This is a genomic window from Microbacterium rhizomatis (assembly GCF_008710745.1).
Taxonomy (GTDB): domain Bacteria; phylum Actinomycetota; class Actinomycetes; order Actinomycetales; family Microbacteriaceae; genus Microbacterium; species Microbacterium rhizomatis.
In genome coordinates this window covers 486,038-509,059 of the sequence record NZ_VYSA01000002.1, presented here as the reverse complement: position 1 = coordinate 509,059, position 23,022 = coordinate 486,038, and the positions used below count along the sequence as shown (strand labels likewise).

The 23,022-nt window shown below is 70.3% G+C and carries 17 protein-coding genes; 15 read left to right on the top strand and 2 right to left on the bottom strand.

The window, feature by feature from the left end; translation table 11 throughout:
• Positions 1-2 precede the first annotated feature (2 nt).
• Positions 3-1,292 (bottom strand): ABC transporter substrate-binding protein, encoded by a 1,290-nt coding sequence (locus tag F6B43_RS10745; protein WP_150448925.1) that lies wholly within the window; start codon positions 1,290-1,292, stop codon positions 3-5.
• Between the two features lie 208 nt (positions 1,293-1,500).
• Here F6B43_RS10745 and F6B43_RS10740 point away from each other — a divergent pair, with 208 nt between their 5' ends.
• The 11 genes from F6B43_RS10740 (at position 1,501) to F6B43_RS10690 (ending at position 16,694) form a co-directional block, all read left to right on the top strand.
• The gene (locus F6B43_RS10740; RefSeq protein ID WP_150448924.1) at positions 1,501-2,499 is read left to right on the top strand and encodes a LacI family DNA-binding transcriptional regulator; all 999 of its coding nucleotides are present in this window, start codon (positions 1,501-1,503) and stop codon (positions 2,497-2,499) included.
• 118 nt (positions 2,500-2,617) lie between these two features.
• Positions 2,618-3,805, top strand: a complete 1,188-nt coding sequence (gene xylA, locus F6B43_RS10735; protein ID WP_150448923.1) for a xylose isomerase — start codon at positions 2,618-2,620, stop codon at positions 3,803-3,805.
• 109 nt (positions 3,806-3,914) lie between these two features.
• Positions 3,915-5,231 carry a xylulokinase gene (locus tag F6B43_RS10730; RefSeq protein ID WP_211368109.1) on the top strand — a complete coding sequence of 439 codons (1,317 nt, stop codon included), beginning with the start codon at positions 3,915-3,917 and terminating at the stop codon, positions 5,229-5,231.
• A 168-nt stretch (positions 5,232-5,399) separates the two neighbouring features.
• Positions 5,400-6,260, top strand: a complete 861-nt coding sequence (locus F6B43_RS10725) for a transposase (RefSeq protein WP_150448922.1) — start codon at positions 5,400-5,402, stop codon at positions 6,258-6,260.
• Positions 6,261-6,262: 2 nt separating this feature from the next.
• The gene (locus tag F6B43_RS10720) at positions 6,263-7,480 is read left to right on the top strand and encodes an alpha/beta fold hydrolase (RefSeq protein WP_246159909.1); all 1,218 of its coding nucleotides are present in this window, start codon (positions 6,263-6,265) and stop codon (positions 7,478-7,480) included.
• A gap of 4 nt (positions 7,481-7,484) precedes the next feature.
• A complete protein-coding gene (locus F6B43_RS10715; protein ID WP_150448921.1) occupies positions 7,485-8,693 on the top strand; it encodes a cation:proton antiporter in 1,209 nt (402 codons plus the stop codon).
• Positions 8,690-9,181 (top strand): glutaminase, encoded by a 492-nt coding sequence (locus F6B43_RS10710; RefSeq protein WP_150448920.1) that lies wholly within the window; start codon positions 8,690-8,692, stop codon positions 9,179-9,181. Before F6B43_RS10715 ends, F6B43_RS10710 begins: the two co-directional genes overlap by 4 nt.
• A gap of 146 nt (positions 9,182-9,327) precedes the next feature.
• The gene (gene glgX, locus F6B43_RS10705) at positions 9,328-11,532 is read left to right on the top strand and encodes a glycogen debranching protein GlgX (protein ID WP_150448919.1); all 2,205 of its coding nucleotides are present in this window, start codon (positions 9,328-9,330) and stop codon (positions 11,530-11,532) included.
• Positions 11,533-11,534: 2 nt separating this feature from the next.
• Positions 11,535-13,952, top strand: a complete 2,418-nt coding sequence (gene treY / locus F6B43_RS10700) for a malto-oligosyltrehalose synthase (RefSeq protein ID WP_150448918.1) — start codon at positions 11,535-11,537, stop codon at positions 13,950-13,952.
• A gap of 103 nt (positions 13,953-14,055) precedes the next feature.
• On the top strand, positions 14,056-15,801 hold the full coding sequence (gene treZ, locus F6B43_RS10695; RefSeq protein WP_211368141.1) for a malto-oligosyltrehalose trehalohydrolase: 1,746 nt from the start codon (positions 14,056-14,058) through the stop codon (positions 15,799-15,801).
• A 71-nt stretch (positions 15,802-15,872) separates the two neighbouring features.
• Positions 15,873-16,694: a TspO/MBR family protein gene (locus F6B43_RS10690; protein ID WP_150448917.1), complete on the top strand. Its 822-nt coding sequence runs from the start codon at positions 15,873-15,875 to the stop codon at positions 16,692-16,694.
• Positions 16,695-16,824: 130 nt separating this feature from the next.
• Here F6B43_RS10690 and F6B43_RS10685 read toward each other — a convergent pair whose 3' ends face one another.
• On the bottom strand, positions 16,825-17,568 hold the full coding sequence (locus F6B43_RS10685; RefSeq protein WP_150448916.1) for a type 1 glutamine amidotransferase family protein: 744 nt from the start codon (positions 17,566-17,568) through the stop codon (positions 16,825-16,827).
• Between the two features lie 89 nt (positions 17,569-17,657).
• Between F6B43_RS10685 and F6B43_RS10680 the strand changes: the two genes are divergently transcribed.
• Genes F6B43_RS10680 through F6B43_RS10665 form a run of 4 tightly spaced genes read left to right on the top strand, consistent with a single transcriptional unit; the run spans position 17,658 to position 22,985 of the window.
• On the top strand, positions 17,658-18,290 hold the full coding sequence (locus F6B43_RS10680) for an RNA polymerase sigma factor (protein WP_150448915.1): 633 nt from the start codon (positions 17,658-17,660) through the stop codon (positions 18,288-18,290).
• Positions 18,280-18,750 carry a hypothetical protein gene (locus F6B43_RS10675; RefSeq protein WP_150448914.1) on the top strand — a complete coding sequence of 157 codons (471 nt, stop codon included), beginning with the start codon at positions 18,280-18,282 and terminating at the stop codon, positions 18,748-18,750. The genes F6B43_RS10680 and F6B43_RS10675 overlap by 11 nt, the downstream gene beginning before the upstream one ends.
• A gap of 57 nt (positions 18,751-18,807) precedes the next feature.
• Positions 18,808-20,454 carry a S8 family peptidase gene (locus F6B43_RS10670; protein ID WP_150448913.1) on the top strand — a complete coding sequence of 549 codons (1,647 nt, stop codon included), beginning with the start codon at positions 18,808-18,810 and terminating at the stop codon, positions 20,452-20,454.
• A 44-nt stretch (positions 20,455-20,498) separates the two neighbouring features.
• Positions 20,499-22,985, top strand: coding sequence for a CHAT domain-containing protein (locus tag F6B43_RS10665; protein WP_150448912.1), 2,487 nt, complete (start codon positions 20,499-20,501; stop codon positions 22,983-22,985).
• Positions 22,986-23,022 lie beyond the last annotated feature (37 nt).

Here is a 23,022-nt window from a genome sequence, read left to right as displayed (position 1 = left end):
CGCTAGGCCTTCTTGGCTGCGTCGTTGACCGCCTGGATGAACTGCTCCGGGTCGCTCTTGCCGGCGAGCATGTCGACGACGGCGACGTTCAGCGCATTCCCGACGTTCTGGCCGAGGACCGTATCGAGCCACTGCGACACGAACGGCGCCTTGTTGTAGGCCTCCAGCACCTGCTGGAGGTAAGGCTCGGTGACCGACTTCTGCGCGACGGTGTTGACCGGCGGTGCGCTGAAGGCCTTGTAGTAGGCGACCTGCTGGTCGGCCGAGGCGACGAAGTTGAGGAAGTCGACGCACTCCTTCGGCGCGTTCACCGAGCACGAGTAGCCGTCGACGCCGCCCATCATGGAGCCGGGCTCGCCTTGACCGCCGGAGAGCTCGGGGAAGGGGAACCAGGCGAGGTCGGCGAGGGGCTTCTCGTCGGGGGTGAGCGAGGCGATCACGCCCGGGTCCCACGCGCCCATGAGCTCCATCGAGGCCTGGTGGTTGGCGACGAGCCCTGCAGAGCTGCCGGCACCCTGCTGCGCGGATGTCGTCAGGAAGCCGTCGTTGAAGGGCTCGGTCGCCGCGAAGTCCTGCAGGTCCTGTGCGGCCTTCGTCCAGCACGCGTCACTGAAGTCGAGCGAGTCGGCGGTGGACTCGATGGTCGCCGGGCTGCACTCGCGGAGCGCGAAGTTGTAGTACCAGTGCGCGGCGGGCCATGCGTCCTTCGCGCCGAGCGCGATGGGGGCGACGCCCGTGGCCTTGATCTTGGCCACGTCCGCCTGGAGCTCGGTCACCGTCGTGGGTGCCTGCGTCACACCGGCGGCCGTGAACAGGTCGGAGCTGTACCAGAACCCGCTCGGCAGGACGGCGAGGGGCATCGCCCACACCTTGTCCTGGTAGGTCTCGGCCTTGAACGACCCGTCCGGGATCTGCTCCTTGATCGTGGAGTCGATCGAGTCGCTCAGATCCTTCAGCTGGCCCGCCTTGACCATCGCGGCCATCTTGCCGCCGCCGCGCTGCAGGAAGATGTCGGGCGCGTCGCCCGAGTTGAGGGCGGTCTGGAGCTTGCCGTCCATGTCTTCGTTCTGGATGGACTGGATCGTGATCTTCACGTTGGGGTTGTCCTTCTCGAAGGCCGCGACGGCGTCCTTCCAGAACTGCTGACCTGCGCCGGTGGTGGAGTTCTGCCACAGCGACATCTCGACGACGCCGCCACTGGCATCCCCCGATCCGCCGCCGCTGCAGGCGGTCAGAGCGAGCGCGCTGAGAGCGATGACCGCCGATCCCGTCAGAAACTTCTTCGCATTCATGTGATTCCTGTTCCTCTTCGTTGAGTGGACGCCTCGGCCATCGAGGGTCTGACAGTTGCTCTGGATGCTGTGGTCGAAGCTGGTGCGCCTCGCTGCGCCGACGACATCCCGTCCGGATTCCGGGCCGAACGGCAAAAGCGTTACAGGACGACCAAAGTGTGTCAAACGTTTTCGAAAACGGTTTCCATCGCGCTAGCATCTGGTGTCCATGGGGCGAGCGACGATTCACGACGTGGCGAGGGCGGCCGGGGTGTCGGTCTCGACGGTCTCGAAAGCGGTGAACGGCAGGTACGGGGTGTCGGGCGCGACCCTCGATCGCGTCATGCAGGTCGTGCACGAACTCGGGTACGAGTCCAGCCTCATCGCCAGCAGCATGCGCGCATCGCGGACCGGCGTGATCGGCGTGCTCGTCGCCGACTTCGAGCCCTTCAGCACCGAGATCCTGAAGGGCGTCAGCACGGCGCTCCACGGTCAGTCCTATGACCTGCTGGCCTACAGCGGGTCGCGGCACGGCGATACGGCGGGCTGGGAGCGGCGATCGTTGAGCCGTCTCAGCGGCACGCTCATCGACGGGGTCATCATGGTCACCCCCACCGTCGTGAACGCCGTGTCCGAGGTTCCGATCGTCGCGATCGACCCCCACACGGGGCCCGCCGATCTGCCGACCGTCGAGTCGGACAGCTTCGGGGGAGCGCGAGAGGCGGTGGCCTACCTGATCGGGCTCGGGCACGTGCGCATCGGCTACATCGCCGGGCGCCCGGACCTGCGTTCGAGCATCGCCCGCGACGCCGGGTACCGCAGTGCGCTCTCCGATGCGGGACTGCCCGTCGATCAGAGCCTGATCGGCGTCGGCAGGTACGAGCAGGACATCGCTCGCGAGGCCGCCGTCGCTCTGCTGTCCCGCCCCGATCGTCCCACAGCGATCTTCGCCGCCAACGACCTCTCGGCGCTCGCGATCATGCAGGTCGCGGCCGAGTTCGGGCTCGACGTGCCCGGCGACCTGTCGGTCGTCGGATTCGACGATGTGCCCGAGGCATCCCAGTCGTTTCCTGCCCTCACGACCGTCCGCCAGCCGATGCAGCGGCTGGGCGCGGCGGCGGTGGGCATGCTCACGACGCTCATGCGCGGTGAATCGCTCGAGCACACGCACCGGCGGTTGCCCACGCGGCTGATCACGCGAGCCACCACCGCGCGGCCACGGGTCTGAGTGTCCGCATCGTGGCGGATCGACGTCGCGGTGAGGGTGGCGCAGAGGCATCCGGAGGTATAGGTTGTGTTTGGCAACAATTTCGTGCGTGTCACGCACAGCTGCGAAGGAGCACCCCATGGCCACCCCCACCCGTGAAGACAAATTCTCGTTCGGACTCTGGACCGTCGGCTACAACGGCACCGACCCGTTCGGTGGACCGACCCGCCCCCCGCTCGACGTCGTGCACGCCGTCGAGAAGCTGGCGGAACTCGGCGCCTACGGCCTGACGTTCCACGACGACGACCTTTTCGCCTTCGGCTCGACCGACGCCGAGCGGCAGACGCAGATCGACCGACTCAAGGGCGCCCTCGCCGACACCGGCCTGATCATCCCGATGGTCACGACCAACCTCTTCTCGGCCCCCGTCTTCAAGGACGGCGGCTTCACCTCGAACGATCGGGCTGTGCGCCGGTTCGCGCTGCGCAAGGTCTTCCGCCAGCTCGACCTGGGCGCAGAGCTCGGTGCCAAGACGTTCGTGATGTGGGGTGGGCGCGAAGGCGCGGAGTACGACTCGGCGAAAGACATCCGCCAGGCGCTCGAGCGCTACCGCGAGGCCGTGAACCTGCTCGGCGATTACGTCACCGACAAGGGCTACGACATCCGCTTCGCGATCGAGCCCAAGCCCAACGAGCCGCGCGGCGACATCCTGCTGCCGACCCTGGGCCACGCGATCGCCTTCATCGACTCGCTCGAGCGCCCCGAGCTCGTGGGCGTGAACCCCGAGGTCGGTCACGAGCAGATGGCGGGCCTGAACTTCGCCGCCGGCATCGCCCAGGCGCTCTACCACGGCAAGCTCTTCCACATCGACCTCAACGGTCAGCGCGGCATCAAGTACGACCAGGACCTCGTGTTCGGTCACGGCGACCTGCACAACGCGTTCGCCCTCGTCGACCTGCTCGAGAACGGCGGACCCGGCGGCGTGCCCGCCTACGACGGTCCTCGTCACTTCGACTACAAGCCGAGCCGCACCGAGGACGAGAAGGGCGTGTGGGAATCGGCATCCGCCAACATGCGCACCTACCTGCTGCTCAAGGAGCGTGCCGCGGCGTTCCGCGTCGACCCCGAGGTGCAGGAGGCGCTCGAGGCCGCCAAGGTCGCCGAGCTGTCGGTGCCGACGCTGAACGAGGGCGAGACGTACGACGACTTCCTCGCCGATCGCTCGGCGTTCGAGGACTTCCAGCCCGACGAATACCTCGGTGGCAAGGGCTTCGGTTTCGTGCGGCTGCAGCAGCTCGCGACAGAGCACCTGCTCGGCGCGCGCTGACCCGTCCGAAACACTTCGCCGAGGCAGGGGCTTTCGCCGAGACCGAGTGGCTCGCCACTCGGTCTCGGCGAATCCCCGTCTCGGCGTTATCAGCCGAAGGGAGCGGGCGATGCAGCTCGTCATGGGCGTCGATTCGTCGACGCAGTCGTGCAAGGTCGTCATCACGGATGCCGTGACCGGTGCGGTCGTGCGAGTGGGACGTGCGTCCCACCCCGACGGCACGGAGGTCGACCCCGCGGCGTGGTGGACCGCCCTGCAGGCGGCGATCGCCGATGCCGGCGGGATCGGTGACGTCGATGCGTGGGCGATCGGCGGCCAGCAGCACGGCATGGTCGTGCTCGATGAGGGCGGGCGCGTCATCCGTCCCGCGCTCCTCTGGAACGACACTCGCTCGGCGGGCGCAGCAGCCGACCTGATCGCCGAGTTCGGCGCCGAGCAGCTCGCGCAGCGCACGGGGCTCGTGCCCGTGGCGTCGTTCACGATCACGAAGCTCCGTTGGCTGCGCGACAGCGAGCCAGACAACGCGGCGCGCGTCGCGGCGGTCGCCCTCCCGCACGACTGGCTGACCTGGCGCCTGCGCGGCTTCGGGCCGGCCGGCGAATCGGTGCGCGGGCCCATGCTGGACGAGCTCGTGACCGACAGATCGGATGCTTCGGGCACCGGCTACTGGAGCCCCGAGCCCCTCGATGCCGGCGATGACCCGTACGACCGCGATCTGCTCACGGCCGCGCTGGGGCACGACGCGATGCTCCCGCGCGTGCTCGGGCCGAGCGAGTGGGTGCTCGATGAGGCGGGGCGCCGCGTCGGCGGTGGCGCGGGCGACAATGCGGGCGCGGCGCTCGGAATCGGCGCGGGGCCGGGCGACGTGGTCGTCTCGATCGGCACGAGCGGCACGGTCTTCGCCGTCAGCCAGGAGCGCACGATCGACCCGTCGGGCACCGTCGCGGGCTTCGCCGACTGCACCGGGCGGTTCCTTCCGCTCGTCGCCACGCTCAACGCCGCGCGCGTGCTCGACGCGATCGCCCGGCTGCTGGACGTCTCGCACGGCGAGCTCAGCGCGCTCGCCCTCGCGGCCGAACCCGGAGCGGGGGGTCTGTCGCTCGTGCCGTACTTTGAGGGCGAGCGCACGCCGAACCTGCCGGATGCGACGGCGTCGCTCACCGGCATGACCCTCGCATCCACCACCCGCGAGAACCTCGCGCGCGCGGCGGTCGAGGGAATGCTCGGCGGCCTGTCGGCGGGCCTCGAGGCGCTGCGCGCGCTCGGAGTCCCGCTCGAACGCGCGCTGCTGGTCGGCGGGGGAGCGCAGTCCGAGGCGGTCAGGGCGATCGCCCCGCTCGTCCTCGGCCTGCCGGTGCAGGTGCCCGCTCCGGGCGAGTACGTCGCGCTCGGCGCAGCGCGCCAGGCGGCGAGCATCCTCGACTGATTCGGGCTGGGGGTCCGTTTGCAGGGAGCCCGGCGCTGCGCGCGGCGTGTCGGTTCGCACGTGCACCACGGGTCACATTGCTCCCTGCAGACGGCGCGCGGGGAGGGGGCGAGGTCGCACCGCAAAGCCGGGGTGCGCGGCCGCACAGGAAGCGGCGAGAATGGCCGGATGAAGGATGCCGCGGACTCCGCAGGCGAAAGCACCGCCGCTGCGCTCGACGCCGCGGCCGATGAGCTGTACGCGCTGACTCCCGACCGGTTCACCGCCGCGCGCAACGCGCGTGCCGGAGTATCCGATCGTGCGGCCGCCGCCTCGATCAAGGCTCTGCGCAAGCCCTCCGTGGCGGCATGGGCGGTGAACCTCCTCGCCCGTGGCGGCAAGCTCGGCGACGCACTCGACCTCGCCGCCGCCCTCCGCGAGGCCCAGGACGACCTCGACGCGGCGGAGCTGAAGACCCTCAGCACCCAGCGCCGCGCACTCGTCGCAGCGCTCGCGAAACACGCCGTCGACCTCGCCCGCTCCGAGGGGGTGACCGTGAGCTCGGCCGCGCGCGACGAGGTCGAGAAGACGATCAACGCGGCGGTGATGGATGCCGGTGCCGCCGCCGCCGTCATGACCGGCCGTCTCGTGCGCACCCTCGAGGCGACGGGCTTCGACGAGGTCGATGTGACGGACGCGGTGGCCGGCACCACTCCGCTGCCGACGCAGCGCCCCAGCCGTGACGACCTGGCCGAACGCCGCGCCCGGAAAGCGGCCGAGCTCGCCGTGCGCGAGGCGGAGCGCACCGCGTCGGAGGCGGCGCGCGAGCTCGCCCGCGCGGAGGCGCGCTCGACCAAGGCGCAGGAGCGGGCCGAGCTCCTCCACGAGCGCGTCGACGACCTGCGCGCACAGCTCGAGCGGATGCTCGCCGACGCCGAGGACGCCGACTCCGAGGCGCATCGCCTCGACCGGGAGCGTGCGGATGCCGCATCCGCCGCGCGTTCGGCCGCGCAGGCCGCCGAGCGCGCCCGCGGGAAGCGAGAGGCGTGAGCGTGTCTGGCAATCCGTTCGGTCGAACCCACGCGCATCGCATCGTCGCGGGCTTCTTCGCGTTCAGCCTCGCGGTCCTGGGCGGCGTCGTCGCCGCCGAGGAGATCCGCCTCGTGGGCGACGCGCTCGAGCGCCCGGCGGTGGCCGGCTTCTACGCCCAGCCCTCGCCCGTGCCCGCAGGGGCGCCCGGCGACCTCGTGAAGGCCGATGAGCTGCTCGGGGCGCCGCTCGCGGCGCGCGCCTGGCGCATCATGTACCACTCGCGCGACCTGAACGGCGCCGACGTCCTGGTCACCGGTGTGGTGGTCGTGCCGCTCGGTCCCGCACCGGCGGGCGGGCGCACGGTCGTGTCATGGGGGCATCCGACCACCGGCTCGGCACCCGATTGCGCACCGTCCTACGGGTTCGATCCGTTCGACATGATCGAGGGTCTTCGCGCACTCCTGACACGTGGCTACACGGTCGTGGCCACCGACTACGCGGGGATGGGCACGCCCGGGCCCGACTCGTACCTTGTGGGCGTCACCGAGGGCAACAACGTGCTCGACGCGGTCCGCGCCGCCCGCACGATCCCGGGAGCCGAGGCGGGCGACGACGTCATCCTGTGGGGTCATTCGCAGGGAGGCCAGGCCGTGCTGTTCGCGGCCGAGCGGGCGGCGACCTATGCGCCCGAGCTGACGATCCAGGCGGTCGGCGTCGCAGCACCGGCCGCCGATCTGAAGAACCTCCTGAAGGCGCACCTGGACGACATCTCCGGCGTGACGATCGGCTCGTACGCGTTCGCCGCGTTCGCGGGCATCTACGCCGACACTCCCGGTACGGAGCTGAACAGCATCCTCACTCCGGAGGCGATCGCGCTGCTGCCCAGGATGAATCAGCTCTGCCTGCTCGAGAACATCCCCGAGCTGCATGCGATCGGCGACCCGCTCGTCGGGCACTTCGTCACGGCGGACCCGACGACGACCGCGCCGTGGGATCAGATCCTCGCCGAGAACTCCGCGGGCAGCACCGCGTTCGCGGCGCCCCTGTTCATCGCCCAGGGGCTCTCGGACGAGCTCGTCGTGCCCGGCGACACGCGTGACTTCGCCGCGCACGAGGCATCGCTCGGGATGGACGTGACGTTCGAGCCCATCTCGTTCGCCACGCACGGCACTGTCGCGTACCTCGCGGTTCCCGGATTCATGTCGTGGCTCGACCGGAAACTCCCCGCACTACGCTGACGGCATGAGCGTCGTGCACTCCGGGTTCTTCCTGCTCCCGATCCTCGCCGTCCTCGCGCCGCTCGTCGCCCGGGGGCTCGGGCGATGGGTCCGGATCCCGATCGTCGTCTTCGAGCTGCTGCTCGGAATCCTCGCCGGTCCGAGCCTGCTCGGCTGGGTCGAGCCGAGCGATCTGTTCGCCGAGCTCGCCGATTTCGGGCTCGCGATGCTGTTCTTCATGGCCGGCGCCGAGATCCGCTTCGGGGCGATCGCCGGTCGCCCCGCGCGACGCGCGTCGCTCGGATGGCTCATCAGTCTGGTCGCCGGCGTCGTGGCCGGTTTCATCCTCGCGCCCGGACCGGGTGCCGTCGTGATCGGCGTCGCGCTGTGCTCCACGGCTCTGGGCACGCTGATGCCGATCCTCCGCGACGCGAAGGAGCTCGACACCCCGTTCGGCCAGGCGATCACGGCGATCGGCGCCGTCGGCGAGTTCGGCCCGCTCGTGGCGATCTCGCTGTTCCTGGGAACGCGCGAAGTCGGGGTCGCCACGCTCGTGCTCGTCGGGTTCGTGCTGGTCGCTGCCCTGGCCATCTGGCTCGCCGTGCGGGCCGACCACGGCAGCCTGCACCGCTTCGTGAACGCCACGCTGCACACCTCGGGCCAGTTCGCGGTGCGGCTGGTGTTCCTGATCCTGGGCGGCCTCGTCGCGGTGAGTCTCTGGCTCGATCTGGACATGCTCCTCGGTGCATTCACGGCGGGAATCGTCTGGCAGCTCATCATGAGGAGCGCGAAAGAGGCCGACCGCGACGCCGTCGAGAGCAAGGTCGAAGCCGTCGCGTTCGGGTTCTTCGTGCCGCTGTTCTTCCTCTACACCGGAGTCACCTTCAACCTCAGCGCCCTCGTGGCGGACTGGCGCATCCTCGTGCTGCTGCCGATCTTCGCAATCCTGCTGCTCGTGATCCGGGGACTTCCGTCCCGCCTCGCCGCCCCGGTGGGCTCCACGCGGCGCGACCGGTGGGCGCTGACGCTGCTGGGCGCCACGGGTCTGCCGATCATCGTCGCGGTCACCACCATCGGCACCGAAGAACAGCTCATCAGCCCGGGAATCGCGTCGGCCCTGGTGGGGGCGGGGATGCTGTCGGTGCTGCTCTACCCACTGATCGGGATGACGCTGCACGGCGATCGCCAGGTCGTCACGAGCCCCGCCTACGACCCGCTCAGCTCGCCGAGGTGAGCGCGCTCAGCGACCTCTTCGAGGCGGCGCGCGAGCGCCTCTCGGGCGCGCCCGCGGAGTCCCTCGGCGAGCTCGTCACGCCGCGCCGGGTGCTCGGCGTCGCCCGCGCTCCGCGAATCGTTCCCCGTGGTGTCGCGTGGCACCTCGGCGTGCTTCTGGTCACCGAGAGCGCGGTGCTCGCGACGGGCGAGATCGTGCGTTCCCGCCATGAGGCGCCGCGCGGGTTCACCGCGGAGACGCAGCGTCGTCGCTCCGAGCTGTCTGCGGCGGCCTTCCGCGGCGGATTCGCCGAGGGCACGGCGGTGCACATCGGCTGGAACGAGCTCGATCTGGACGCGATCGAGCGGGGCACAGCATCCGGCCCCCTCGCGATGATCGACGGCGTGGCCGCCGTGCGATGGAGCTCGGCGGCCGGCTTCGTACCGCTGGCCGCCTACCTCGACGAGCGGATCGCGCTGCTCATCGAGCCTCCACAGGGTGCGACCTGATCGCGGCGAGCGATCCAGCGGTGACGATCGGGGATGCTGTCAACCCCCGACCTCGCCATACCCGCGTGCGTGAGGCTCGGAGCATGGCAGAAGATTCCCCGACACACGGCTCGACTAAGGTGAATGCTCTCGAAAGGGGAACGACAGTGCAGGCTTGGCCGGGATCGTCTTATCCGCTCGGTGCCACGTTCGACGGCAACGGCACCAACTTCGCCCTCTTCAGTGAGGGCGCCACGCGCGTGGAGCTCTGCCTCTTCGGAGACCGGGGCAAGGAGACCCGCGTCGAGATGCTCGACGTCGACGCCTTCGTCTGGCACGCGTACCTGCCGCAGGTCCGCCCGGGCCAGCGCTACGGCTACCGGGTGTACGGCGAGTACGACCCGGAGTCCGGCGCGCGCTTCAACCCGAACAAGCTCCTCCTGGACCCGTACGCGAAGGCCGTCGACGGGCAGGTCGAGTGGGGTCAGCAGGTCTTCGGCTACAACTTCGGCGACCCCGACTCGCGCAACGACGAGGACTCGGCGGCCTCGATGATGAAGGCGGTCGTCGTCAATCCCTTCTTCGATTGGGGCGGCGATCGCCTGCCCAAGACGCCCTACTCCGAGAGCTTCATCTACGAGGCGCACGTGAAGGGTCTCACCGAGCGTCACCCCGACATCCCGGAGTCGATCCGCGGCACCTACAGCGCCATCGGGCACCCGGCGATCATCGATCACCTGAAGAAGCTCGGCGTCACCGCGATCGAGCTCATGCCGGTGCACCAGTTCGTCAACGACTCGACGCTGGAAGAGAAGGGCCTGTCGAACTACTGGGGCTACAACACGATCGCGTTCCTCGCTCCGCAGAACACGTATGCCTCTACGGGGCAGCGCGGCCAGCAGGTCGAGGAGTTCAAGGGCATGGTGCGCGCCCTGCACGCCGAGGGGATCGAGGTCATCCTCGATGTGGTCTACAACCACACCGCAGAGGGCAACCACATGGGCCCGACCCTCTCGATGCGTGGCATCGACAACGCGGCCTACTACCGCCTCGAGGACGCCGACAAGCGGTACTACACCGACTACACCGGCACGGGCAACAGCTTGAACGTCGGCAATCCGCACGCCCTGCAGCTGATCATGGACTCGCTGCGGTACTGGGTGCTCGAGATGCACGTCGACGGGTTCCGCTTCGACCTCGCCTCGGCGCTGGCCCGTGAATTCTACGACGTCGACAAGCTCGCGACCTTCTTCGAACTCGTGCAGCAGGATCCGGTGGTCTCGCAGGTCAAGCTCATCGCCGAGCCGTGGGACGTCGGTCCCGGCGGGTACCAGGTCGGCAACTTCCCTCCGCAGTGGACCGAGTGGAACGGCAAGTACCGCGACACCGTGCGCGACTTCTGGCGCGGCGAGCCGCAGGCCCTCGGCGAATTCGCCTCGCGCCTGACCGGGTCGGCCGACCTCTACGAGCACTCCGGACGCCGGCCCGTGGCATCCGTCAACTTCGTCACCGCCCACGACGGCTTCACCCTCCGTGACCTGGTGAGCTACAACGAGAAGCACAACGAGGCCAACGGCGAGGAGGGCAGGGACGGCGCCGACGACAACCGCTCGATGAACTTCGGCGTCGAAGGGCCGACCGACGATGTCGAGGTCAATACGCTGCGCGCCCGCCAGCAGCGCAACTTCATCGCGACGCTCCTGCTCAGCCAGGGTGTGCCGATGCTGCTGCACGGCGACGAGCTGGGCCGCACCCAGCAGGGCAACAACAACGGCTATGCCCAGGACAGCCCGATCACGTGGGTCGACTGGGAGAACGTCGATCACCCGCTGGTCGAGTTCACCGCCGCGCTCGCGCGCCTGCGCCGCGATCACCCCACCTTCCGCCGGAGCCGGTTCTTCAACGGTCGGCCGGTGCGCATGGAAGTCGGTCAGGGTGTGCCCGACATCGCGTGGCTGCGGCCCGACGGCAGCGCGATGCAGCCGGAGGACTGGGAATCCGGCTTCGGGCGCGCTGTCGGCGTCTTCCTCAACGGCCGAGGCATCCGTGAGCGGGATCGTCGCGGCGAGCCGATCTCGGATCTGCACTTCATCGTGCTGTTCAACGCGGGCGACGACATCATCGACTTCCATATTCCGGAAGTGGAATTCAGCCCGAAGTGGAACATCATGGTCGACACCGCGGGCGAGATGGCCGACGCCGAGCCGCTGGACCCGGGCTCGACGGTCCGGTTGCACGCCAAGGCTCTCATGGTGCTCTCCGAGCATGACCTGCCTGAGCCCGAGGTCGACCACTCGGTGGCTGCGTCGCTGTCGATCCTGGCCGAATCCACCATGCCCGGGCTCTCGCCCAAGTCCGAGATGGAGAGGTAGCGGTGACCGCACGCCCACGGTCCACCTATCGCCTGCAGATCCGCCGATCCTTCGATCTGGATGCTGCGGCCGCCGTCACCGGCTACCTGCGCGACCTCGGGGTCTCGTGGGCGTACCTCTCACCCCTCCTGAGAGCCACCGAGGGATCCGACCACGGCTACGACGTCGTCGATCCGACGCTCGTGGATCCCGACCGCGGCGGCGGGGCGGGCCTTGACCGCTTCGCGGCGTCGGCGCGCGCGGCCGGTCTCGGCATCCTGATCGATACGGTCCCGAACCACATGGGGATCTCGGAGCCCGCGCAGAACCCCTGGTGGTGGGACGTGCTGACGCACGGGCGGGGTTCGCGCTACGCCGAGGCGTTCGACATCGACTGGGACTTCGGCGGCGGCAAGGTGCGTGTGCCCATCCTCGGCGGGACCATCGACGACGCGCTGCCCGATTTCGTCATCGAGCGTCAGCAGTCGCAGCAGCCGAGCCCCGGTGACGCGGCACCGAGCCCCGGTGTGCTGCGCTACTTCGAGCACGTCCTCCCCCTGGCGCCGGGGAGCGTGCCCGCCGGCGCGGAGCTCTCGGACATCGCGACGGTGCGCGCGATCGTCCAGGCCCAGCACTGGGAGCCGATCTTCTGGCGGCGCGAGGCGGCGGAACTCAACTACCGGCGCTTCTTCGCCGTCACGACACTGGCCGGTGTGCGGGTCGAGGTGCCGTGGGTGTTCGACGAGACGCATGTCGAGGTGCTCCGCTGGGTGCGCGACGGAATCGCCGACGGACTCCGGATCGATCATCCCGACGGGCTTCTCGATCCGGGCGGGTACCTGGAGCGTCTCGCCGCAGCGACCGGCGGCGCGTACGTCCTCGTGGAGAAGATCCTCGAGCACGGCGAGGAACTGCCCGGCTGGTGGCAGACCGACGGCACGACCGGGTACGACGCGCTCGCCGAGTTCGATCGCGTGCTGATCGATCCGGCCGGCGAGGCGCGCCTCGGTGTGCTGGATGCGGCGCTCCGCGGCGGCGCCGCCCCCGACTATCACGAGGTGATCCACGACACGAAGCGGATGATCGCCGACACCATCCAGGGTGCCGAGATCGCCCGGCTGGTGCGCGCGCTCTCGGAGCACTCGGTGGGCGAGTCGGAGGCCGTGGTCGAGCCTGTCGAGACCACCCGTGACGCGCTGGCCGAGCTGCTCGCGTGCTTCCCGGTGTACCGCTCGTACCTTCCCGCGGGGCGCGCGCACCTCGACGAGGCGGCGGCTGCGGCATCCCTGCGTCGTCCCGACCTCGCTGATGAGATCTCGCGGCTCGCGCCGGTGCTCGCCGACCCGCTCACCGAGGTGGCACGCCGGTTCCAGCAGACGACCGGGCCGGTCATGGCCAAGGGCGTCGAAGACACGGCGTTCTACCGGTACACCCGGCTCGGCTCGCTCACCGAGGTGGGTGGCGACCCGTCGGTCTTCGCGTTGCCGGTCGACGGATTCCACACCGCGCAGGCGATGCGCCAGGCATCCTGGCCGTTCGCGATGACGACGCTCTCGACGCATGACACGAAGCGCGGCGAAGACGTGCGCGCGCGCCTGGATGTGCTCGCCGAGGTGCCGGAGCGCTGGGCAGACGTGCTGACGTCGCTGCGCGCCCGCGCATCGAGCGGCGACGGCCCCTTCGATTCGCTGCTGTACCAGGCGGCGATCGGGGCGTGGCCGATCTCACGCGAGCGTCTGCACGCCTACGCCGAGAAGGCGTCGCGCGAAGCCGCGACCTCGACGGGGTGGTGGGACCCGGACCCCGATTTCGAGGCAGGGATGCACGCGGTCGTCGACGCGATGTTCGACGACGCCTCGGTCGCGGCGCTGATCGCGGACTTCGTCGCAGAGATCGAGCAGCCCGGCTGGTCGAACGCGCTGTCGGCCAAGGCGCTGCAGCTGACCGCCCCGGGTATTCCCGACGTCTACCAGGGCTCGGAGCTCTGGGAGACCTCGCTGGTCGACCCCGACAACCGGCGGCCCGTCGATTTCGTCGAGCGTGCCCGGATGCTGTCGGCCATCGACGACGGATTCCCGCGGGGTGAGCTTCCCGCCGTCGATGCGTCGGCGGCAGCCAAGCTGCTCGTGACCTCGCGCGCCCTGCGCCTCCGGCGCGACCGCCCGGAGCTGTTCACGCGCTACAGGCCGATGACGGCGGTGGGCGAAGCATCCGACCATGTCATCGCCTTCGACAGGGGCGGTGCCGTCACCGTCGCCACCCGCCTGCCCGTCGGGCTCGCCGCCCGCGGCGGCTGGGGCGACACCGTGCTCCTGCGCCCCCGGGGCGAGACGGTCGATGCTCTGACGGGTCGCCGCGTAGAGGCGCCATCCGTCCCCCTCGCGGAGCTGCTGCGGACGTACCCGGTGGCCCTCCTGATCCCGGCCGGGCCCGACTCATGACCGCGAGACCGGATATGCGACACGAGACCGAGCGCGTTCGTCACCTTTTCGTGGCGCCTATCCGGTCTCGCGGAAGGAGAGGCGGGTTGAGAAGGGGGTGGGAATCGTGATCGAGGTGTGGGCGCCGCGAGCGGCGCGGGTGCGAGTGCGTCGGGCGGGGCAGGGAGACGTCGAGCTCGAGAGCGCGGCGGGCGGATGGTGGCGTGGGGATGTTGCGCTGCGCGACGGCGAGGAGTACGGGTTCGTCCTCGGCGACGCCGAGGAGGTCCGCCCAGACCCCCGGTCGCGGCGGCAGCCGCGCGGTGTGCACGAGGTATCCGCGTTCTTCGATCCGACGGCCTTCGCGTGGAGCGATCAGCACTGGACGGGGCGGCAGCTCGCCGGCGGTCTGATCTACGAGCTGCACATCGGCACGTTCACGCCCGAGGGCACACTGGATGGGGCCATCGCCAAGCTGGGGCACCTCGTCGACCTGGGGGTCACCCACGTCGAGCTGCTGCCGGTCAACGGGTTCAACGGCGTCTGGAACTGGGGCTACGACGGCGTGCTGTGGTACACGGTGCACGAGGCCTACGGCGGCCCCGTCGCCTACCAGCGCTTCGTCGATGCCGCCCATGCCGCGGGACTCGCCGTGATCCAGGACGTCGTCTACAACCACCTCGGTCCGAGCGGCAACTACCTGCCCGAGTTCGGCCCCTATCTGCGCGAGGGCAGCCGCAACACGTGGGGCGATTCGGTCAACCTCGACGAGCCCGCGGTGCGCTCATTCATCGTCGAGAACGCCCTGATGTGGCTGGGCGACTACCACGTCGACGGGCTGCGGCTGGATGCCGTGCACGCCCTGCACGACGAGCAGCCCGTGCATATCCTGCAGGAGCTGGCCGAGGCATCCGATGCCCTCTCCGCCCAGCTCGACCTGCCGCGGACGCTCATCGCCGAGTCGGACCTGAATGATCCGAAACTCATCCTGCCGCGCGAAGCGGGCGGGTACGGCCTCACCGCGCAGTGGAGCGACGACTACCACCACGCCGTGCACGTCGCGCTGACCGGCGAGACGGCCGGCTACTACGAGGATTTCGCCGATCTGGATGCCGTCCCCAAGGTGTGGACCGAGGGCTTCTTCCACAACGGCACGTTCTCGTCGTTCCGCGGGCGCGACCACGGATCCCCGATCCCGCCGGCCGTGCCGACGTGGCGGCTGGTGACGTTCTCGCAGGATCACGACCAGATCGGCAATCGCGCGGCGGGGGACCGGCTCAGCCAGTCGCTCCCGTACGGGCGTCTTGCGGTCGCCGCGCTGCTCACACTGCTCACCCCCGGCACCCCGATGCTGTTCATGGGGGAGGAGTGGGGAGCGTCGACTCCGTGGCAGTTCTTCACGTCGCACCCCGAGCCCGAGCTCGGCGCGGCGACGGCGAAAGGCCGGCTCGAGGAGTTCACCCGCATGGGCTGGGACGAATCGGTCGTGCCGGATCCGCAGGACCCCGCGACGTTCGAGCGGTCGACGCTGAAGTGGGACGAGGTCTCTGAGGGTGACCATGCGCGACTGCTCCAGCTCTACCGCGACCTCGCCGCCCTGCGACGCTCGCGTCCCGAGCTGGCTGACCCGTCGTTCGCGTCGCTGCGGGCGATGAGCGGCGAGGGTGCGTCGGGCGAACCCGGAGAACGCGCATTCGCTCTCGGCCACGGCGACATCTCGGTGCTGGTGAACCTCACCCGCGATGCGGTGTCGTGGGATGTCGCGGCGGGTCGCCGCATCCTCCTGTCTACGGATGCTGCAGCAGAGGTGCTCGACGGCGAGGTCGTCGTGCCGCCCGACGCCGGCGTCGTGGTCGGCCCCGCCCTCTGAGACCCGGGTTTCGGCGGGAACCGGCCTGTCAACCCGTTCCGCTGCGCGCGGGCGGCGCATACCGTGGAGTCATGACGACCACGGCCGTTCCTGAAACGCGTTCCCTCGACCTGACTCGCCAGATCGTGGTGATCTCCGCCATGGTCTTCATGATCATCGCGGCGATGGTCGGTACAGGACTCTTCGGCGGCACCGCCGTGCAAGACCTCCAGGGCGGTGCGCTGGACGCGGATTCGACGTACCTCGCGCCCGCCCGCCCCGCGTTCTCGATCTGGTCGGCGATCTACATCGGGCTCGTCGCCTATACGATCTGGCAGGCGCTCCCCGGGCAGCGCGCCCGCGACAGGCAGCGCGCGATGGGCTGGTGGATCGCCCTGACCATGGTGCTGAACGGCCTGTGGCTCGTCACCGCGCAGTTCGGCACGCTGCTGCTCACCGTGATCGCGATCGTCGTGCTGCTGGTCGCGCTGTGCATCACGTTCCGGATGAGCGTTCTGACCCGTACGACGGGCGACGGCTTCGTGGACTCGCTCCTGATCGACGGGGTGACGGGGCTTCACTTAGGCTGGGTGACCCTCGCGACGGTCGCGAACATCACGGCATGGCTCACGACGATCGGCTCGCCCGAGTGGGCATCGGCGGCGACGGTCTGGGGCATCCTCGTGCTCATCGTGGTGCTCCTGGTGGGTCTGTCGATCTCATGGCGCAGCGGATGGCGCATCGCTCCGGCGCTCGCACTCGCGTGGGGACTGACATGGCTCGCCGTGGCGCGCCTCACCGGTGAGCCCCAGAGCCCCGCGATCGGCATCACCGCGCTCGTTGTTGCCGCCGTGATCCTGATCGTCCCGGTCGTGGTCGCAGGCCTGCGACTCGTCCGTCCGTCCTCGGACTGAGCGCCCGAGTCACTCCCTTTCGCCGAGCCGTCCCCTTGGTGCCCAACCACCCCCATGCATGCGCGACATACAGGGGTGGCTCGACAAGAGAGGGGTGGCTCGGCGGGGGGCGGGGGGCCGGCGGGATGGGTCAGGCCGGGCCGAAGGCCCGGGCGAAGGCCCGCAGCATCCGTGCCGGTTCCGTGACGGATGCTGCCAGCACACGTGCCGCGACCACGTCGTACTCCTCCGCCGCGAAGTACCCGTCGTCCCGGTACACCGCCATGCGCTCGGTGAAAGCCCTCGTCGTGGGCTCGGGGTGGAACTGCGTCGCGTACAGGCGATCGCCCACGCGGTATGCCTGCACGGGGCACCCGTCCCCCGCCGCGAGCAGGACCGCCGACGGCGGTACGGTTCCCGCGCCCTCCTTGTGGGCGGTGAGGGCCGAGAAGCGCGCCGCCAGACCGCCGAGGAGCGGATCCTTCCGGCCGTCCTCGGTCAGCGAGACGGCCACCGGCCCCGTGTCTTCGGGGAAGGCGCGGCTGACCTCGCCCCCGAGCATCCGGGTGACGACTCCGATGCCGAAGCACGTGAACATCGCCGCCGGCCCGGTCCCCTCCGCGATCCCGGCCGCGATGTGCTCCAGGTCGGCTTCGAGCCGGCGCTGCACGTCGTGCTTGCTCGACTCCGGATCGGTGACGTTGAACGGGCTTCCCCCCACGAGGAAGCCGCTGTAACGGTCGAAGACGTCGACGGGGAGCGGCTCGCGCACGAGGTCGTGCGTCTCGAGCTGGCCGGGTTCGAGGTGCATCGCGGTGCGGAACGACTCGTATTCGGCCGCAGCGGCGCCCTGCTGGGGGCGCACGCACACATAGAGCAACGGTGCGGTCGTCATTGGTGGAGTCTAAACGGGCATCCGGGTCGGCGTGCGTGTATCAGCCGCCCTCTATCGCGCTCGTATCCTCTGTGGACACAATGGGCCCTATGACGGCGACCGACCCGAGCTCTTCGCATGACGAGGGCTCTGCCGATGCCCCTGACGCGCCCCGCTGGGAGCGCGCGGCCGCACTCTTCGCGCGCTGGCGCGACGGCGACGCGCGTGCGATGGATGAGCTCGTGCGCGTGATGACGCCGACGCTCTGGCACGTCGTGCGGGCCTACGGCCTGGATGCGGCGCTCGCCGAAGACGTCGTGCAGACGACGTGGATGACCCTCGTGCGGCGCCACGACAGCATCACCGAGCCGCTGGCGATCTCGGGCTGGCTCACGACGTGCGCGCGTCGCGAAGCGTGGCGGGTCGGCAAACTGCAGCGACGAGCCGATCCGACCGAGACCGAGTTCCTCGAGCCGCACCTGCCGGCGGCGGAGTCGGCGGAGCAGACCGCGACGCTCAGCGATTCGTCCCACCGGCTGTGGGTGGCCGTCCGTCAGCTCAACGAGCGATGCCAGCGACTGCTGCGCATCGTCGCGTTCGAAGAGCGCCCGGACTACGCGCGCATCGCCGCCGACATGGCCATGCCGATCGGCTCGATCGGCCCCACCCGGCAGCGGTGCCTCGCCAAGCTCCGCGGCCTGCTCGAAGGCGAAGGATGGGGAGGAGACGACGATGGACGCTGAGGACTACGCCGCCGACGCGGCGCTCTTCGCACGGATGCGGTCGCTCTGGGAGACGGTGGATCCCGCGCCCGCAGATCTCATCGACCGGATGGTGGCGGCCGTCGCCGTCCAGGATCTGTCGCGCGAGTACGCGCTCCTCACCCTGGTCGACGGCGTGCAGCTCGCCGCCGTACGCGGCGAGGCCGACACCGCGACGCTGCAGTTCGGCGACGGCGAGACGAACGTGCTCGTGCACGTCACCGCCACGGAGGGTGGCGGTCGGCGGGTGGACGGATGGGTGGATGCTCCGACCCTCGCCATCCGCCTGTTGCAGGGCGATCGTGAGTGGACGGCCGAGCCCGGCGAGCACGGCCGCTTCGCGTTCGACGATGTGACGCCGGGCGTCTCGCGCATCCGGCTCGTCGTGCGAGGACCGGGCGACGAGATGCACGAGTTCCAAACCCCCCAGTTCGAAGTGTGATCCCCTCTCCGCCGATTCCGCCGCGAACCCTCGCGGCAAGACCCCCGAGGAATGTGAATGAGCACCCTGCCACCCGATGACCCTGCTGCCGGTGCGACGGGCGGACGAGCCGGATCGTGGCGCGACCGGTACGACGCCGCCCGGGCGCGCGGCGTCTCGCTCGACCCGCGCAGCGAGCCGGTCGAGGGCGTCAAGGCCTACCCGACCGCGTACGACCCGAGTCATCTGCTGATCACGGACACGGAGAACCTCGATGCGCTGCTGGAGATCATCCGGCTGGCGGCCGGCGATTTCGGCTGGGGAATCGCGCTGGAAACCGTGAAGGGCGACGCGCTGGAGCCGGCCGCGGTCACCGAGCGCGCGCGCGCGACGCGCGACAGGCTCGGTCTGCCCACCATCCACGCTCTCCGCATCTTCCCGTCGCCGCGGGAGGACAAGGACGACCAGCCCGTGCCGCCGATCGACGCATGGCGACTGCTGCAGCGCGCCCGCGCGCGCAACGGGAAGGACCTCAAGGGCGTCGGGCTCGATCACGTGATGACGGTCGACCCGATCGGGCTCAATCCGTACGGCAAGACCAACCCTTACGGCAAGACGAATCCCTACGGGAAGACCAACCCCTACGGCAAGACGAACGCGCCGGGGACCGACAGCTACGCCGAGCCGGGCAGCGGCGGCAGGCAGGTCGTCGGATACGTCGGCCCCGAGCCCGAGCGGCGCGCGACGGTGGCGAAGGGCGGACGCCGCCCGGTGGTCGCGGTGCTCGACACCGGGTGCGGGGCGCACGCGTGGCTGACGGACGACATCGTGACCCGCCGCCCGCAGCTCGGGGCGACGGTGATCGGCATCGGCGACGAGGCCACCGACCCCGAAGTGCGGGGCGACGTCTCGGGGCCGTTCGACGGCATGATCGACGACGCGGCCGGTCATGGCACCTTCATCGCGGGGATCGTCCGCCAGGTCTGTCCGGACGCCGACATCGTCGCGATCCGCGTCGCCGACAGCCAGGGGACGGTGCTCGAGGGCGACTTCATGGCGGCGGTCCGCTCCCTCGTGAAGTGGATGGCGCTCAGCCCCGAGGAGGGCGGCCGCCAGATCGACGTGATCAACCTGTCGCTCGGCTACTACCACGAGACGCCCGAGGACGAGCTGTTCGACACGACCCTCAGCGAGCTGCTGCTGGCCGCGCGTCGCCGCGGGTGCGCGGTCGTCTGCTCGGCCGGGAACGACGCGACGGATCGTCCGACGTTCCCCGCGGCGCTGTGGGCTTGGCCTGACGCGGAATTCACCGTCGAGGACCCCTCGGATGCGGCGCCTCACGTCTCGGTCGGGGCCCTCAACCCGAACCGCACCATGGCCCTGTTCAGCAACCTCGGTCCGTGGGTGCGCACGTACGCGCCGGGTGCCGTCGTGTTGAGTACGACACCGCCGTTCAACGGGGGAGTCCAGCCCGGAACCCGCGATGACATCGGAGGGATGCGGCGCGAGACCATCGATCCCGACGACTTCAGCGGCGGTTTCGCGGTCTGGAGCGGGACCTCCTTCGCCGCACCGTACGTGTCGGGCATGCTCGCGCGCGCCCTCGTGGATCCGCTGACGTCGGGCACGCTCGGCGACGACGCCTCCGAACGTGTGGCGGCCCTCCGTCATGCCGAGGAGGCGATGGTGGGCGACCTCGCCGTGCTCGGGCCGTTGCACTCGTGAGGATCTCCCGCTCCTCCCGCCGATAATCCGGCCATGATGGAGCCGTGGCGCGCACGGCGGAGGATCTGCACAGCGCGGCCGTCGAACTCGTCAACCGGGGGCGAGTCGCCGCCGCGCGTCGAATGCTGTCCCGCGCCGCCGTCGCGACGGACGATCCGAACCTGCGCGCGCGGATCGCCGGCACCTGGGCGTACGCCCTCTCGCGCATCGGCGAACTCGGCGAGGCGGAACGGATCTGTGCCGAAGCGCTGAGAACTCCCGGCCTCGACCGGCATACGGGGGCGATCCTCGCCGGCCAGATGGGCGCTCTCGCGGAGCGGGCGGGCCGGCTCGAAGAGGCGGAGCGCTGGCTCGGCCGGGGGATCGACGGACTCGCCGATGATCCGCAGGCGCGGGCCAACCTGCTGGTGAACCGGAGCCTGGTGAACATGCAGCGCCGGCAGCTCGGTCGGGCCGCGGTGGATGCCGCGGCCGCGACCGAGGTGTTCCGCGCGCTCGGATTGACCGTCGACGAAGCGCAGGCTCGACACAACGAGGGCTACATCGCCTTGCTCGAGGGTGACATCGTCACCGCGATGCGGCAGATGGGATCCGCGCGAGAAGTGCTCGCGCCCCTGTCCGCCGTGTCGGCGGCGGTCGGCGACGCCGACCGCGCGGAGGTGCTGCGCGACGCCGGGCTGACCACCGAGGCCGAGCGCATCCTGTCTCGCAACATCGCGGTGTTCGGTGCGCACCGGATGCCGCAGTCTCGCGCAGAGACCGAGTTCAACCTCGCCCGTTCTCAGCTTCTCCACGACCCGGTCAAAGCGCGCCGTGCCGCGGCCTCCGCCGCGCGTCGCTTCCGCGCCGTGGGCAACGACGCCTGGGCGGTTCGCGCAGAGGCGGTGCGTCTGCGGGCGCAGCTCGCGGGAGGAGCCGTCGACCCCGGGGGGGACGCCGTTCCCCGCGCCACGCGCGTTCCCTCGCAGGGTGAGGTCGGCGCCGCGGCCGCTGCGCTCGACAGCCGTGGATTCCGCAACGAGGCCGCCGCGCTGCGCATGTCGTACGAGTTGTGGGCAGCGCGCACCCACGGTTCCGTCGCGGAGCCCCGAGCGGCACGGGCGCCGCGCACCGCGTCGATGGACGTCCGGCTCCTCTCCTACGAGGTGCGGGCGGCGATGGCTGCGGCGTCCGGCCGACACGGCACGGCACGGCGGCATGCGGCTGCGGGGCTCGACGAACTCGCGCGATGGCAGCGTTCGTTCGGCAGCCTCGACCTGCAGACCTCGGCGGGCATGCACGCAGCCGGTCTGGTATTCGCCGGGCTCGACTCGGCGGCGCGCAGCGGGCGGCCCGACGTCCTCTTCGAGTGGTCCGAGCGGGCGCGGCACCTGAGCCAGCAGGTGGTTCCGCTGCGGCCGCCGCCCGATCCGGAACTTGCGGCGGAACTCGCCGAGCTGCGGCAGCTGCGTGCCGACAACCCGCACGACGACTGGCTGTCGAACCCCCGCGCGGCCGAGCTGCGTGATCGGGCGCGGCAGCGACAGTGGGCGGCTACGGGGTCGGCGGCGATCCAGGAGCGGATCGATCTCGACGGCCTTCGCGCGAGCCTGGACTCCGAGACCGCGCTCATCGCATACGTCTACTCGGGGAGGGCATTGGTCGCCCTCGTGGTCACCGCGGGCGGCGCGAAGGTGATGCCGCTCCGCGCCTGGCCTGCCGTGCAACGCGCTCTCCCCGGCTTGCGTGCCGACCTCGATATGTCGGCGTCCATCCGGAGCGGACCCATGGCCGAGGTGGTGCGCCGCAGCCTCGACGAGCGACTCGGATCGCTCTCGGCGGCATTGCTGGACGGCCCGGGCGCCGCCGCCGGTGTGCGCAGGCTCGTGATCACCGTGCCCGGCGTGCTCAACGGCATCCCGTGGGCGATGCTTCCCGCCATGCGGGGGCGCGCCTTCACTCTGGCGGTGTCGGCGACGCGATGGGCGAGCCTGCGCGACGCGGCATCGCGGGCGCCGGTCACGGCGGGCTTCGCGGTGGGTCCGCGCGTCGCGCGCGGCGACGAGGAGGTGGATGCCGCGGCATCCGCGTGGCCCCCATCGCGCACGCTGCGCGCGGCGGAGGCGACCGTCGACGCCGTCACCGACCTCGCGTCACAGGTCGAACTGCTCCACATCGCGGCGCACGGCCGGCACGCGGTGGACAACCCGCTGTTCTCGGGCCTCGAGCTGGCGGACGGCGCGCTGTTCGGGTACGACATCGATCGGATGCCGCGTCCGCCGTCGACGGTGGTCCTGTCGGCGTGCGAGGTCGGGCGCTCGTCGGTGCGCTGGGGCGAGGAGGCGATCGGCATGACCCGCATCTGGCTGCACGCCGGCACGCGGGCGGTGGTCGCGACGCCTGTGGTGGTTGCCGATGACGAGGCGTGCGAGCTGCTCGGGGCGATGCATGCAGAGCTTGCGGCGGGGCTCCCGGCGGCCGAGGCGCTGGCCGCGGCATCCGGGCGCACAGGCATCGTGGCACCGTTCCAGACGCACGGATCGGGTTTCTGAGATTTCTTCCAGCCTCGTGTATCAGGGCTGTCGAGAC